Consider the following 14,100-nt stretch of genomic DNA (forward strand, 5'->3'; position numbering starts at 1 on the left):
CTGACCTCGCCCTCAACGGCGTACTCGCACTGTCTGGAATCCCCTCCAGGTTCACACGCACGATGCCCGAGACCCGGCGCGCGACTTCACTTAGGCGCAGTCGGCTCGCCGCGATGGCCAGGCGCTCGAACGTACTGCTAAACGCAGTTCGGTGCCCTTCCACTCGGCGTGGTCGTCAAAGGGGTGATCGTAGGTGTAGGTGCCGCGCTGATGGCTGGGGGTCGTTCTTCGCCAGATCTGTGGTGATCAGGATGAAGCCATCAACGTTCAGACTTTTGGTCGATGGATTGATGCTGTCGGCAGGTATCTCATCGTTGTGGGCCGCAATGGCACGATGACTGCGTCGCCGAACTCGCTGAAACAGGCGCCATCGCAGCTAGCGAAAAGATGCCTTGCAACGCCGCCGCCAGTTCGCAGATAGCGTCGCTGATGCAGTTCATTCGGTCTTTATTCTCCAATGCGCTTGAAGCTGGCGTAGTAATCGTCGGTGTAATAGCACTCGCGGGTTTGCCTGCGCGGCCCACCACATACGATCCGACGCTGCCCCCGATCCGTCGCGCCTGGTGTGCGAACCGTATAGGTGTGGTAGTACCCGCGCGGATGCTTCGGCAGCAAAGCCGCACTGTTACGAAACAAGACGCCGTCATCGCTAAACGGGAAGGGGCCGCCCGCTTTGATCAGTCGCAGTGTTTCGGCCGCTTCCGCCGGCAACTGCGCCTTGGTGACGGTGACCAGCGCGCCCGTTCCTTGGGCGCCTGATGCAGCGGTTGCAGCGCTCGCACCCTGTGCTGGCTGAACCGGCGCCGAGCTCGCGGATGCGCCCGATGCCTCAGTGGCGCTTTGCGGTCCCTGCTTGCCGCATCCGCCGAAGATCGCGCTCAATGCGACGATGCAGGAGACAGCCCACGCTCTCTTCACGAAACGGTTCTCCCTTCGTTGACCAGCACCCGACGACCTGGATAGACGTAAAGGTATCGCTAATGACGGAGCGAATCAACGATCCATCGTAGACCCGTGCCTGCATGCGCGCGAGAATCGTGGTTTAACGATGGTTTCCACGCCTGCAGCGGAGTACGAAATGGACGATCCCTATGATCTTCAGCGCTTCCTCGATGCACAAGAGCCGGTCTACGACCAGGTATGCGATGAACTGAGGCACGGACGCAAGCGAAGCCACTGGATGTGGTTCGTGTTTCCTCAAATCGAGGGGCTCGGAACCAGCGCAATGGCTCAGCGATTCGCGCTTTCGTCGCTGGACGAAGCGCAAGCCTATCTGCGCCACCCGATACTCGGCCCACGGCTGCGCGAAACGACGCACCTGGTCAACCTCGTCAGCGACCGCTCCGTCGAGGAAATATTCGGGTATCCGGATGACCTGAAGTTTCGCTCGTCGGTCACCTTGTTCGCGCGCGCCACGAACGACAACGACGTATTCATCGAAGCTTTGCGCAAGTATTTCGGCGGAGAAGCCGATCCGCGGACCCTCCAGCTGCTCTAGACCATTTTGGTAGCGGTCCCGCGCACGCGGGGCGCAGCGGACCGCGCAATTCCGCTCCCGGTGCAGTGCGTGGTCACTGCCCGCTCACATCGGCTGCACGGGATCGAAAGAGCAGCAGGTGATCCGTGCCGGATTCGGACAGCCAGACCTCGCCCGAACGACCCATCATCTGACGCACGTTCGCGTGGTCACGCGGCAGCCGCAACACGTCGAACCGCTCGGCACGCGGATCGAAGCGCACTAGCGCATTAGCGCTCCATTCGCTGAGCCAGACGATGTCCTGGTCGTCGACGAATATTGCATACGCGTGCGGATCGTTGCCGGGCAGTCGCCATTCGCGCCAATGATGCGTGCCAGGATCGTACACGCCGACTTTTCCGGCGTTCCACTCGCTGACCCAGATGCGCCCCCTGGAATCGGCCCAGACGCGGCGCGCGCCCTGATTCGACGTTGGTGGCTCGATGACCTGTGCCGCGCCCGTGGTCGGGTCGATGCGACCTACGTAATTTCCCGCCAGCGAAGCGAAATACAGATCCCCGGAGCGGGTCACGCAGATACCGTAGGGCCCGGCGCCGCGTGGGGCATCAAAGACGCGCATGCGCGATCGCTGCGGATCGAGTTCGCCGTAGATACCACTTTGCCCCGTAAACCACAGATGCCCCTGTTTGTCGAACACGGCGGTATTCAGATTGGCATCTGGCCGGTCCTTGGGTAGCGGAAAACGCGTGACGGCGAGCGTCTTCGGATCGATACGCACGATTGCGTTCTGGCCGCCGTCAGTGACCCACGCCGCACGATCGGGGCCGACGATCACGCCATGTGGCGCCGATCCGGCGCCGAGTGCGATCGTGTCGGTTCTGCCGCTGCGCGGGTCCAGCCGCCCGACCGCTCCCCGCGCCTGCGCGGTGTACCACACGGTGCCGTCACGCGCCGGTGCGACGTCATGCGGTGCGCTGCCGGCCGGGACGGCGAAGCTCTCGAACGACGGCGGCTGTGCTTGAGCCTGCGCGAGGCCAAGGTTGTCTGTGCTGATCGCGCAAGCGATGGCGTAAAGAGCCAGGGCAATCGCAGACCGGGCAGTGGATTGCGGGGCAAGCTTCGGAAAATGTTTGAAGTCCAAGCGGGCAAAATCCATCGTCGCACGAAGTCGCTCGAGCGCCGCATGCCCCGGATGGATCGCGAACATCCACCAAAGAAGCCCCACAAGTAACAGCAGAGGAATCAGCATGGGTGGTCTCCATCGCTGCTTGTGCCAGCTAACGTATCACGAATGCCACTTGCCAAGGTCAACCCGACGTTTCAATGCTTGGCGGCATGCGCTTCCTCGACGTTGTCGAAAGTGCGATTCGCCGGGATATTCGTTGCCGGGTTTGCGTGCAATGGAACCGCACCAGGGTAAATACAGATTCGATTGCTCAAAAAGCTTTATAGAATGGCCGATATTAGCAAGGAGCAATACTGCTTGCTATAGATTAATCAAAGATACCCCGCAGAACCCGGAGACGCCATGCAGATCGACTACCAAACGATGCGGTTCGACTACGAACGAGCCGCCGACCACGATGCCGGTGCACCGCTCACCTATCCGGTCGTGGTGATCGGCGCTGGCCCGGTCGGGTTGTCAGCGGCCATCGATCTGGCCCAGCAGGGCGTTCGCACCGTACTGCTCGACAATGACGACACGCTGTCGAGCGGTTCGCGCGCAATCTGTTTTGCGAAGCGGACGCTGGAAATTTTCGATCGGCTCGGCTGCGGCAAGCAGATGGTCGACAAAGGCGTGAGCTGGAACGTCGGCAAGGTGTTCCTGCAGGATGAACTGATCTATACGTTCAACCTGCTGCCCGAGACAGGCCACGCGCGCCCAGCATTCATCAATCTGCAGCAGTACTACGTCGAAGGCTATCTGGTAGACGAGGCGAAGCGAACCGCGAATCTGCAGATGCGCTGGAAAAGCAATGTGATCGGTGTGACCCAGCAAGACGACCATGTCGAGTTGCGGGTCGAAACGCCCGACGGCATTTATCCGATGCGCGCGCAATACGTGGTCGCCGCCGACGGCGCGCGCAGCGCGGTGCGCAAGGCGCTCGGTCTCGACAGTCATGGTCGCACCTTCAAGGACCGCTTCCTGATCGCGGATGTGAAAATGAAGGCGCCGTTTCCGACCGAACGCTGGTTCTGGTTCGATCCGCCCTTCCATCGCAACCAATCCGTACTGCTGCACAGGCAGCCCGACAACGTCTGGCGCATCGATTTCCAGCTCGGCTGGGACGCCGATCCTGTCGCCGAAAAACAGCCTGAAAAAGTGATTCCGCGCGTGAAAGCGCTGCTCGGCGACGATGCCGGGTTCGAGCTCGAATGGGTCAGCGTCTACACGTTTTCGTGTTTGCGGATGGACAGTTTCCGGCATGGCCGCGTGCTGTTCGCGGGCGATTCGGCGCATGGCGTGTCGCCGTTCGGCGCGCGCGGCGCGAATAGCGGCGTGCAGGATGCCGACAATCTCGCCTGGAAGCTGCGGCTCGTCGTCAACGGCGACGCGCCGCCGGCGCTGCTCGATACCTATGCATCCGAGCGCGAGTATGCGGCGGACGAAAACATCCTGAACTCATCGCGCGCCACCGACTTCATCACGCCGAAAAGCGCGGTTTCGCGGATGTTCCGCGATGCCACGCTTAAGCTCGCAAAAGAGTGTCCGTTCGCGCGGCGCATCGTCAACAGCGGCCGTCTGTCGGTGCCGGCAGTTCTGCGCGACTCGCCCCTGAACTCGCCCGACGCCGACGCGTTCACCGGTGCGATGGTGCCCGGCGCGGCCAGCACCGACGCGCCGGTCAAGCTCGCTGGCGAAGACGCCTGGTTCCTGAATCAGACCGGACATGGCGGCTTCACGGGTGTGCAATTCTGCGGCCCGGGAGACGACCTGACGAAATGCGCCGAACGGCTTCGCGCGCTCGCATGCCTCGCGGTGCCGGTTCACTCGTTGATCGTCGTGCCGCGTGGCGCGGCCGTGACCGCGCTGCCGGAGATGCCTCACGTCACGGTGATCGAGGACGTCGAAGGCATCGTTACGCATCGCTTCGATGCGCGGCCCGGCACCTTTTATCTGCTGCGTCCGGACCAGCACGTCTGCGCGCGCTGGCGCGCCCTCGACACCGCCTCGGTCGCCAAGGCCGTGGATCGCGCAACCTGCAACGGATAACCATCATGACCAAGCTGAACATCGAAACGAATATGGCCGATCCCGATGCGTTCTATGAAAAGCTCATCGACGCGCACAATGGACTGACCGACGAGCAAAGCCATTTCATGAACGCAAAACTCGTGCTGCTGCTCGCGAACCACATCGGCGATGCCGACGTGCTGCTCGAAGCGCTGGCGCTGGCGCGCGCGGATTGACGACCCAGGCTCAGCGCCCGATCCAGCCGAACCGCCACGACAGCCGTCGTGTCGTGGCGAGCAGCCTCTGTGCGGTCGTGCCGTGCGCGCTGAAATCAAAGCCGCCCGACGGACCGATCACCGCGACCACCAGACTGACGCTGCCCGTATGATCGAACACGGGCGCGGCCAACGCGCCGATGCCCGGCACCGGCGCATCGAGTGCGTCATCGATGCCGTCGCTCACAACCTTCGCGCGACGTGCCAGATAGGCCGGAGCCAACGACGGCGGGCCCTTTTTCGGCGCCACGAGCACTTCCGCAACCGGCGCGCCCGCGAGTCTGATCGATTCCTGCGACAACAGCCCGACCAATACGTCGTCCGCAAGATGCGCGGCGAACACGCGCCCTATCGCCGTGTTGACGAGCGACATCACGGTGCCCACGCGCAGGCTCACGTGTTGTGGTCTCGCCGATTCTTCGAAACGGATTACCGTGGGACCCAAAGGTCCAAGAATCGCCACCGCGACGCTCATGCCGGACTCCGCCGCAAGCGTGACGATCTCCGGTTCGGCATCGCGAATCGGCGACATGCGCTGCAATGCGATCAGGCCGAGCTCCATGCCGAGCGGTCCCGCACTGAAAAGACCGGCGTCGTCGCGGCTCAGCAAGCCGACCTTGAGCAGACTCACCAGATGCGGAAACGCCTTGGCGGCAGGCATATCGGCGGCCGCGGCCAGATCGCGCAGCGACAGCGGACGGCCGGCGGCAACGAGTGCCAGCAGGAGTTCGCCTGTGTTGTCGAGCGCGCTGATTCCGCGCTGAGCTTTCGTGTCGTTGAGTTGGGGCGTGTTCGCGTCGGACGCGTCCGGGGTTTCGATCTGCATGATTCTCAGCTGGGTGTGACCAGCGCTTCGGTGATACGTCGGGAAGTTTCGAGCAACTGACGCGCGACCACACCGTCCCACGCGACTTCGATCGAGCCCGACGAGCCGATCGCCGTCAACGCGAGTTGCATCCGTTGATCGCCATCGAACACCGGCACGCTCAGACTGCTGATGCCCGGACTTGGCGCATCGATTCCTCGCTCGATGCCGCGCGCGCGGATCTCATCGAAACGTTTGCGCCACTCCTTGCTAGTCGGCCCTTTGGCGGCGCGGCCGCGCGCCGGCGTCGGGTCCGCCGAATGCGCCTGGCTTCGCGCCATTTGCGCGACCTGCTCGGGCGCACAGAACGCGCAGAATACGCGGCCCGTCGATGTCGCTTCGAGCGACATCACCGTGCCGATGTGCAGATTGACATGCAGCGGCGCACCGCTGCGCTCGTATCGGACAATGGTCGGGCCCTGCACGCCCGCCACGCAGATCGCCACGCTAAGACCGATCCGCTCCGCGAGCGACGCCGCGTGGTCAGCCGCGATGCGATAGACCGGCTGCTGTTCGATATGCATGAGGCCAAGCCGCAACGACAGCGGCCCCGGCTCGTAGTTGCCGGTCAGGGCATCGCGCTTGACGAGGCCGAGGCGCGTCAGGCTCACGAGATAGGTATGCGCCTGCGCCGACGACAGTTGCGCCTCGCCGGCCAGTTCGGTCAGCCCGAGCGGTTCGCGCTGTCGCGCCAGCGCCTGCAGCAGACGTCCGCCGACCTCGACGCTCTGAATCCCCCGCTGTTTCTTTTCGCTTGTCGTATCAGCCATCGTGTTGTCCGCCCTTGACCCGAAGGAGATTCGGCCCGTCCGGTGTCGCCCGTGGAAGGCCTAGATGGTATCCGATCGGACCGTGCCGACCAACCAACGGAGTTTACCCTAGCTTAGTGAATGACAAGGTATTTTGTCATTGACAAATCACAACATGACGACGACTATTAGTCATCCCCCAACGAGTCGTGAGACGGAGACAGACATGGCGAAGGCTTTCGCATCCCAGGCCGATCTGGAAGAAAAGAAGATCACGTGGACCCAATTGTCGGAAAACGCGTATGCGTATACGGCCGAGGGCGACCCCAACTCCGGCGTGATCATCGGCGACGACGGCGTGCTGATCGTCGACACCACCGCCACGCCAGCCATGGCGCAAGACCTGATCGCGAAGATCCGCAGCGTCACCGACAAGCCGATCAAATACGTCGTGCTGTCGCACTATCACGCGGTGCGGGTGCTGGGTGCGTCGGCGTACTTCAAGGAAGGCGCGCAGCAGGTGATCGCCAGCCGCGGCACCTACGAAATGATCGTCGAGCGCGGCGAAGCCGATATGAAATCGGAGATCGAACGCTTCCCGCGTCTTTTTGCAGGCGTCGAAACGGTGCCCGGTCTGACGTGGCCGACGCTGGTTTTCGAAAAGGAAATGACGCTCTTTCTCGGCAAGCTCGAAGTGCGCATCGCGCATCTCGGCTCCGGCCACACGAAGGGCGACACGGTCGTCTGGCTGCCGTCGCAGAAGGTGTTGTTCTCCGGCGACCTGGTCGAGTACGACGCGGCCTGCTATTGCGGCGACGCGCAACTCGAACAATGGCCGACGACGCTCGAAGCACTGCGCGCCCTGAACGCGGAGAAGCTGGTGCCGGGTCGCGGCCCCGCGCTACTGTCGCCGGCGGAAGTGAACAAGGGCCTCGATTACACGAAAGACTTCGTCACCACGCTATTGCAGGCGGGCCGTGACGCATTCAGGGACAAGCTCGATCTGAAGGGCGCGATGGCGCTCACGCGCAAGTCCATGGACCCGAAGTTCGGCAACGTCTTCATCTACGAGCATTGCCTGCCGTTCGACGTGTCGCGAGCCTACGACGAAGCAAGCGGCATCAGCCATCCGGGCATCTGGACAGCGCAGCGCGACAAGGAAATGTGGGACGCGCTGCAGAATTGATCGTTCTGTGCATTCGGGGAAAGGCCGTTCGGTCTTTCCTCACTTCCGTTTAGACCATGAAGGCGCGCTCCGCACGCGGAGCGCGACATGCAGCATTCCCTCGATGGCAACGCTATTGGCTGCGCCGCGCCCGTCGCGAGTGACGATTCGGTGTTCAAGAAGGTCGCGTGGCGCGTCGTGCCGTTTCTCTTTCTTTGCTATGTCGCGTCCGTTGTGGACCGGATCAATATCGGCTTCGTGCAATTGCAGATGAAGCATGAGTTCAGCTTCAGCGACGCGATGTATGGACTCAGCGCGGCCGTGTTCTATCTCGTCTATGTGCTGTGCGAAGTGCCGAGCATACATAGTCGAATATATACCTAGTATTCCAGTGCTTTTCAGACGGACCTCAAATGCCGCTGGCAGCAAGCATCACCCCCGGCACTGGCGAGCTACCTGTTGCGGGCGTGTTGACCTGGGTTTGACGTGCCGGCCCTGAGCACAGGGTATCCGACTACCGGGACGTGCTGCAACTGCTGCTGCCGCGCGGACGTGTGTGGCTCCGCGAAGTCGTGACGACACAGACTGCAGTGCTGCGCGGGCTGACTCTCACCTGCGCCACGCTCGACGCATGCGCAGCGTTTCTGCCCACCGATGCTTTTCCCGCTTCGACGTTTGAACTGCTACCGGAGCGTGAAGCCACCCTTGGGCCTTCCCGATCCCTGCGCCGGTTCCGCGCCCACCGTAGCCTAAGGTGTCGCAGAGGTCGTCGCACGGCACATTGCGACGGGCGGCCAGTCCGTTGCCTATACGCAGCCGTCGCCGCGGCGACCGGCTACGCCATCACGACTCGGCAGTTTGCTCCCTCGCAGTTTGGCGCGGCATTCTGCTCACTTTTTGCCGACGATGACTGAGATTTTATCTGGCAGGTTGATGCAACCACCCTCACCCTCAACAACCTGAGCTTCGTCGGTGCGTTCGCCACGCCCTTCTCCGCATAGGCGAAACAACGTACTTTAGTGCGGGCTGAAACGCCTCGCGCCTGCCCATACCGTGCTGCTTTTTGTGTGCGGGTCAACTTCACGTACCGGTGAATTCCTGAGCCGACTCATTGCACCCAATACCGTTAGCGCCGCGTGAAGTGCATCGTTTCGCGCTGCTCTGTTGCCTGCTCGCGACCTGTACGGTGATCGATATCGAAGGCAACGCAATCACCGCGAGCCATATCGAAGACCACACGGGTATGGTCAAGGTGCCGGCGTCACCGCCTGCTTCGTCGCTATCTCAATAATTGTCAATTTGCATGCCATGATTTAAATTGTGCAGCGCCACGTAATAGAGACGGTCAGGATGGGAGCCACGAAAATTGAGACGGTGCAGACTTCCGCCCGCGTAGTCAAAAGGTCAGTCGTAAATAATTGAGAGTATTTGTGAGATATCTTCTAAAACAATATTTTGACGAAAGCGGCTTCGCCATCCTTCCCAGTTTCTATTCGCCAGAACAGATAGATGAGGTTGTCGATTCGATCACAGAGCGTAAGCTCGATCAACCGATGAATGTGACAGTGGACCTGCTAGACACAGGAGAACGTAGTTTCCTGGGTTTGCTGACACCGCAGGAAATCGCGACGCGACGGATGAAGATCAACGATCTCTATCTCGATATGGCTGGAGTTCGCGAACTTGCACTGTCAGAGCGGATCGCTCCGATTCTTCTGGATCTATTGGGCCACTTGCCTGCACTCTGTAACAGTCTCTACTTCGAAAAAGGCAGTCAACAACCCGCCCACGTCGACTCGATTTACATGACTCCGACAACTCCCGATCACCTGATCGCTATCTGGGTTGCGCTTGAAGACGCGCACGTGGATTCAGGGCAACTGGAATACTACCCAGGTAGTCATAAAATCGAGCAGATGATTTTCAGCAACGGTACGCCTCACTTTGTACCTGATGAAATGCCAAGGTGGCATGCGTATATGGACGCCGAGGTGGAGCGGCATGGCTTTGAGAAGAAAACCTTCTCGGCAAGAAAAGGTGACGTATTGATCTGGCACGCCAACTTGCTGCATGGCGGTGGTCCGATCGCGGACCCGTCGCGCACGCGCAAGTCGCTCGTCTTCCACTATTTCTCTGCCGACGACGCGACGAACCTCGATCTGAAATTGCACCCCATGTCGTGCGGATTCTGGATTGATCGGCCCATCCAGGACGTTCCAGAGGAAGCGTTTGAGCGCGCCCGCTTCGAGAAAGCGTATCTCACCAAATATCCGGACGTGGCACGAGCCGTGAAGGAGAGCAGGTTCGTTTCAGGTATTCAACACTACGATCTTTTTGGAAAGGCGGAGGGGCGCTCAATCTGAAGCTCTCCAGGTTGCAACGACAAAGAGCAAGCGTCATTGAGTCTCGTTTGCGCATCCTGGCAATACTTTCAGAGCGTCACATCGTCCCAACGATAACAAAGTTTCAATATTTACAACGCCTCATTTCGGCCAAATTTCGCGAGCCTGGCAATGCATCGCGCATTTAATAAATGAATCGAACCATTTCCCGCAGCGTCGACATCATCGCTCATACAGGAATCATGAAATGAGTGATCAGTCGCGAACACGGATCACATGGCTCAAAGCGTTCTGGTTGCTCTTCAAAGGTAACCCGGAGGACGTTGGCAAGGGCTACAAGTGGAAATCCAGCCTTCTGATGGGAGCGCTCATGTGGGCTATTGGGACGCCGTTCATCGGTCATCTTTTTGACGCCCAATTCTCTGGTTCGCTGCCGCCGGAAGCGCCGCTGATCAGGGCGACGGGCCAGTTTGTCCACAAGTTCACCCAGTTCGGTATCCGGCGCGTGCCCTATGTGGACTTCGAGACGGATGACGGCCGGCACTACGCAACTGGCCGCTACGTGATGGACAGCATCGGTCTCGAAGCGCTGGCCCGGAGAGAGCCGCCGGTTCATGTGTACACCGAGGGATTCCTGCTCGAAAACGGCAAGGGATCGTACTGGCCTCTCGTAATCCGTACGCCCGGCGGTACAGACCTGATTCCGCAGCAGCGCCTGCAGGATTCGCTGCGGCGTGCCCGTCGTTACCCGTGGAAAGCAGACATGGTGATGTATTCCATCGCTGGTGTGTTCTGGGCGATCAGCACTCTGAACGCCTATCGCCTGAAGAAAAAACTGTCACAGGAGGACGTGTAAATGGCAACTGAAGCTCTTGCGGATCTGCCGCAGATCTCACCCCGGTCGCTCGGCAACGCGGAAGCGATCGCCACGCTGGTGAACAACCTGACTGGCGGCACGGCAGCAGCGGCAGACGCCGCTGCCCAGATGAGCCAGGCGGCACAAGCTGGCGACCCGTTGGTCGCCTTTGGGCAGAGGTTGGCCGCCGGCATGGACATCGCCGGCTCCGGGCTTTCCACTCTGCAGATGTTCCAGCAGGTCGCGGCCAATTCCGCCAACGCCGGGGCGCTTGCCGGCAAGCTCGCAAGCGGCGCGTCATGGCTCGGCCTGATCGCAAACGCTGGGGTACTCATCCGCGATGCGATTAAAAGTGGAGACGCCCTCGCCAACATCAAGGACAGCGACCTTGTTTCACTACTGGGATCGGCGACCGCATTAGGCGTCACTGCAGTGGCGGCCCCCCAAATCGCCATAGCAGCCGGCATTGCCGCGGCAGGCCTGACCTTCGCCAGCCTCGCGTGGTCCAACTCGCCCTCCCTGCAGGACAATCTCGACGCGATCCGCAGCGTGATCGCGCCGTACTACAACCAGTTGTCCGCCAGTGACCAGCTTTCCTTCACGAACTCGCTGTCGAACACCGTCACGAACGCGCTCGCGGGCGGCATGCCGGTGCCGCAACTGAATGCACTCGGCCTCGTGAGCGGTTATTCCATCGAGGTGCCGACCAGCATCCAGCAGGTCGCAGGTGGAACAGCCTACACCTTTGCTTCGGGCACGACCTTTTTCCAGGCACCAGATTCTGGCCTGCCCGACTTTCTCCTGAATGCGGCAGGCGTTGCGCAGACCGGCACATGGATGATCCGCGACGAGCCGGGCACCGCCTCACAGGCACAAATCTGCACCTATGCCGACGGCAGTTGGTCTCAGTTCTGTAGTGGTGCCGACGGGTCGATTGGCGATATTTTCGTCAACGGTAACGGAAGCAACTATACGATCAGCGCCAGCAGCGGCCAGACCTTCGTCAACGAAAATGGAATCGGCAATCATGTCACGCTCAATGGTACTGGTGTAGTCAATGTACAGGGCAGCCAGACCGATGTGACGCTGGTTGGCAACAATAGCGTCGTCAACTCGCTCGTCGCCAGCAACAATTTCGCGACCACGGGCACCGGTACGGTGTTTCATCTGACCGGCGACAGCGTGACGTTCAACCATAACTCGGATGGCGTCGTCTACGGCGATTCGAATTTCGTGGCTGCAGTGGGCAGCAACGTCGGCGTCACGCTCGTTGGGAACTACGCTCATATCGAATCGCTGATCGCCAACAACGGCTTTGCCGTCACAGGCACGAACTCGGTATTCCAGCTGGCCGGCGATGGCGTGACGTTCAACGAGAATTCGGACGGCATCGTGAGGGGGGATTCGAATGCGATAGCTGCAGCTGGCAGTGGTGTCACCGTGGCCATTGGGGGCAACAACGTCAGGGTTGATTCGTCATTTGCCTGGAATGGCTTCTCAGTAGCCGGAACGGGCGCATTGTTTAACTTGACCGGCGATGGTGTGACGTTCCACCAGAATTCGGACGGCATTGTGAGAGGGGATTCGAACGCGATAGCTGCAGCTGGCAGTGGTGTCACCGTGGCCATTGGGGGCAACAACATCAGGGTTGATTCGTCATTTGCCTGGAATGGCTTCTCAGTAGTCGGAACGGGCGCGTTGTTTAACTTGACCGGTGATGGCGTGACGTTCCATCAGAATTCGGACGGCATCGTGAGCGGGGATTCGAACGCGATAGCTGCAGCTGGTGGTGGTGTCACCGTGGCCATTGGGGGCAACAACGTCAGGGTTGATTCGTCATTTGTCGGTAATGGCTTTTCCATCGCAGGCACGAACTCAGAATTCCACCTGGCCGGCGACGGCGTGACGTTTCACCAAGGCTCAAATGGTATCGTCTACGGTGATTCGAACTCGCTGGCTATAGCAGAAGGCAATAGGGACATCATCGCAGTGGGCAATAACACTTCCGTTAGCGCTGGGGCGAGATGCTCGCTCAGCAGCATTGGCGATAATGGCAACATTAGCATGGGAGCAGGTTCATACCTTTTTGTTAATGGCGGCAATGACACCGTTAATGCGTCCGGTTGCGAGATCGATTTCGGTAGCGCACTGAGGGGAAAGACCATATATATCAATGGCGACAACAATTTCATTAACGCCAACGATTTGAATGGCGTAAACACCAACATTATCGTGACCGGACAGGGAAATTATGTTTACGCCAACGGCGCCACGGTCAGGTTTCAAGGTGATAACCCGGCCAACAACGTCGTGTCGGGCACACTCAATACCACCAATGGGCGTCCAGCTGGCCCGCAGACACCGGTGCCACAGCCGCCGGGCGGGGGTAGTTTTCCGTCCCCGCCGTCAGGAGGCATAGATCAGGGCAACGGGGTGATTAGCTACCCCGTGCCGACTCCGCCGATCTCCGTGAGCCCGCTTAGTACCGCGATCGACATAAGCCTCCAGCCCGCTCCCGCAGTCATGAGCAGCCTGCCGGACGGGCAGGCTACCGCAAGTCTGGCAGACCTGCAGATCAGCAACCTGATCGCCGGCATGTCCTCCTACGATGCCCAGCCGGCGGCCAGCTCGACGCTGCTGCCTGCCGCACAGCCACAACCGTACACGATGCTCGCGGCCAGCCTGCACTGACCCGACGTAATGGAGTCGCGCATCTGCAGCGGATACGCCGCAGATGCGCGCGCCCGGTGCGCCGGGAGTTGTGAGAGTCAAACGCACGAACATGAAAACTGGTTTTGCAATCTGCGTGATTACATGTCATGCACTAATGGGCTGCGCCTACGGACCCCGCGCTGGTCAACCACTTCAACTCTATTCCGAGGTCAGAATACCCGATGAGCTGCTGACAGGCATTCGCCCGCAGGACCGTGGGTTTGCAGTACAGGTTCAGTCACGCATGCGCCAGCATCTCAGGTCCAGCCTTCCCGACACGCAATCTCAGGCGCCGACCGTAATCGATGTCAAGCTCGCAGATGATGGACAGATCACAAGCGCAACCCTCGCGCAAAGTAGCGGTCATGTGGGATGGGACGCCATCGCGTTGGCGGCGGTGAAAAAGGCCTCGCCGCTTCCTCCTCCCCAAGATGATACGCAGCGGCACTTCACCATTACGGTCAGACCAGCCGCCTAGCCAAGC

At 60.4% G+C, this 14,100-nt stretch carries 13 protein-coding genes and 1 pseudogene; 10 read left to right on the forward strand and 4 right to left on the reverse strand.

Features of this window, described 5'->3' with window-relative positions; all coding sequences use genetic code 11:
• Positions 1 to 447: 447 nt before the first annotated feature.
• Positions 448 to 918 (reverse strand): ribonuclease, encoded by a 471-nt coding sequence (locus HWY30_RS19520; RefSeq protein WP_090811628.1) that lies wholly within the window; start codon positions 916 to 918, stop codon positions 448 to 450.
• A gap of 160 nt (positions 919 to 1,078) precedes the next feature.
• Here HWY30_RS19520 and HWY30_RS19525 point away from each other — a divergent pair, with 160 nt between their 5' ends.
• Positions 1,079 to 1,498: a DUF1810 domain-containing protein gene (locus HWY30_RS19525; protein WP_090811630.1), complete on the forward strand. Its 420-nt coding sequence runs from the start codon at positions 1,079 to 1,081 to the stop codon at positions 1,496 to 1,498.
• 73 nt (positions 1,499 to 1,571) lie between these two features.
• Here the strand turns inward: HWY30_RS19525 and HWY30_RS19530 are convergent, their stop codons facing one another.
• The gene (locus HWY30_RS19530) at positions 1,572 to 2,726 is read right to left on the reverse strand and encodes a Vgb family protein (RefSeq protein WP_090811632.1); all 1,155 of its coding nucleotides are present in this window, start codon (positions 2,724 to 2,726) and stop codon (positions 1,572 to 1,574) included.
• 279 nt (positions 2,727 to 3,005) lie between these two features.
• Between HWY30_RS19530 and HWY30_RS19535 the strand changes: the two genes are divergently transcribed.
• Both HWY30_RS19535 and HWY30_RS19540 read left to right on the forward strand, forming a co-directional pair.
• Positions 3,006 to 4,691 carry an FAD-dependent oxidoreductase gene (locus tag HWY30_RS19535; RefSeq protein WP_090811634.1) on the forward strand — a complete coding sequence of 562 codons (1,686 nt, stop codon included), beginning with the start codon at positions 3,006 to 3,008 and terminating at the stop codon, positions 4,689 to 4,691.
• A gap of 5 nt (positions 4,692 to 4,696) precedes the next feature.
• A complete protein-coding gene (locus HWY30_RS19540; RefSeq protein ID WP_013094246.1) occupies positions 4,697 to 4,888 on the forward strand; it encodes a DUF2783 domain-containing protein in 192 nt (63 codons plus the stop codon).
• A 10-nt stretch (positions 4,889 to 4,898) separates the two neighbouring features.
• Here the strand turns inward: HWY30_RS19540 and HWY30_RS19545 are convergent, their stop codons facing one another.
• Positions 4,899 to 5,753 carry an IclR family transcriptional regulator gene (locus HWY30_RS19545; protein ID WP_090811636.1) on the reverse strand — a complete coding sequence of 285 codons (855 nt, stop codon included), beginning with the start codon at positions 5,751 to 5,753 and terminating at the stop codon, positions 4,899 to 4,901.
• A gap of 5 nt (positions 5,754 to 5,758) precedes the next feature.
• A complete protein-coding gene (locus HWY30_RS19550; protein WP_090811637.1) occupies positions 5,759 to 6,562 on the reverse strand; it encodes an IclR family transcriptional regulator in 804 nt (267 codons plus the stop codon).
• Positions 6,563 to 6,767: 205 nt separating this feature from the next.
• Here HWY30_RS19550 and HWY30_RS19555 point away from each other — a divergent pair, with 205 nt between their 5' ends.
• The 7 genes and pseudogenes from HWY30_RS19555 (at position 6,768) to HWY30_RS19585 (ending at position 14,094) form a co-directional block, all read left to right on the forward strand.
• Entirely contained in the window at positions 6,768 to 7,727 is a 960-nt protein-coding gene (locus tag HWY30_RS19555) for an MBL fold metallo-hydrolase (RefSeq protein WP_090811638.1), read from the forward strand.
• A gap of 87 nt (positions 7,728 to 7,814) precedes the next feature.
• A pseudogene (locus HWY30_RS19560) lies at positions 7,815 to 8,066 on the forward strand (MFS transporter); the annotation flags it as partial.
• A 781-nt stretch (positions 8,067 to 8,847) separates the two neighbouring features.
• Complete coding sequence (locus HWY30_RS19565; RefSeq protein WP_167368803.1) at positions 8,848 to 8,997, forward strand: hypothetical protein; 150 nt, start codon at positions 8,848 to 8,850, stop codon at positions 8,995 to 8,997.
• 139 nt (positions 8,998 to 9,136) lie between these two features.
• Complete coding sequence (locus tag HWY30_RS19570; protein WP_167368804.1) at positions 9,137 to 10,069, forward strand: phytanoyl-CoA dioxygenase family protein; 933 nt, start codon at positions 9,137 to 9,139, stop codon at positions 10,067 to 10,069.
• A gap of 226 nt (positions 10,070 to 10,295) precedes the next feature.
• On the forward strand, positions 10,296 to 10,904 hold the full coding sequence (locus tag HWY30_RS19575) for a hypothetical protein (RefSeq protein WP_090811640.1): 609 nt from the start codon (positions 10,296 to 10,298) through the stop codon (positions 10,902 to 10,904).
• Positions 10,905 to 13,595, forward strand: a complete 2,691-nt coding sequence (locus HWY30_RS19580; protein WP_090811642.1) for a beta strand repeat-containing protein — start codon at positions 10,905 to 10,907, stop codon at positions 13,593 to 13,595. It begins immediately after the preceding gene.
• 91 nt (positions 13,596 to 13,686) lie between these two features.
• Complete coding sequence (locus HWY30_RS19585; RefSeq protein WP_167368805.1) at positions 13,687 to 14,094, forward strand: TonB family protein; 408 nt, start codon at positions 13,687 to 13,689, stop codon at positions 14,092 to 14,094.
• Positions 14,095 to 14,100: the final 6 nt, after the last annotated feature.

Origin of the sequence: Paraburkholderia tuberum STM678, from assembly GCF_902833905.1 — a bacterium.
GTDB classification, from domain to species: Bacteria; Pseudomonadota; Gammaproteobacteria; order Burkholderiales; family Burkholderiaceae; genus Paraburkholderia; species Paraburkholderia tuberum.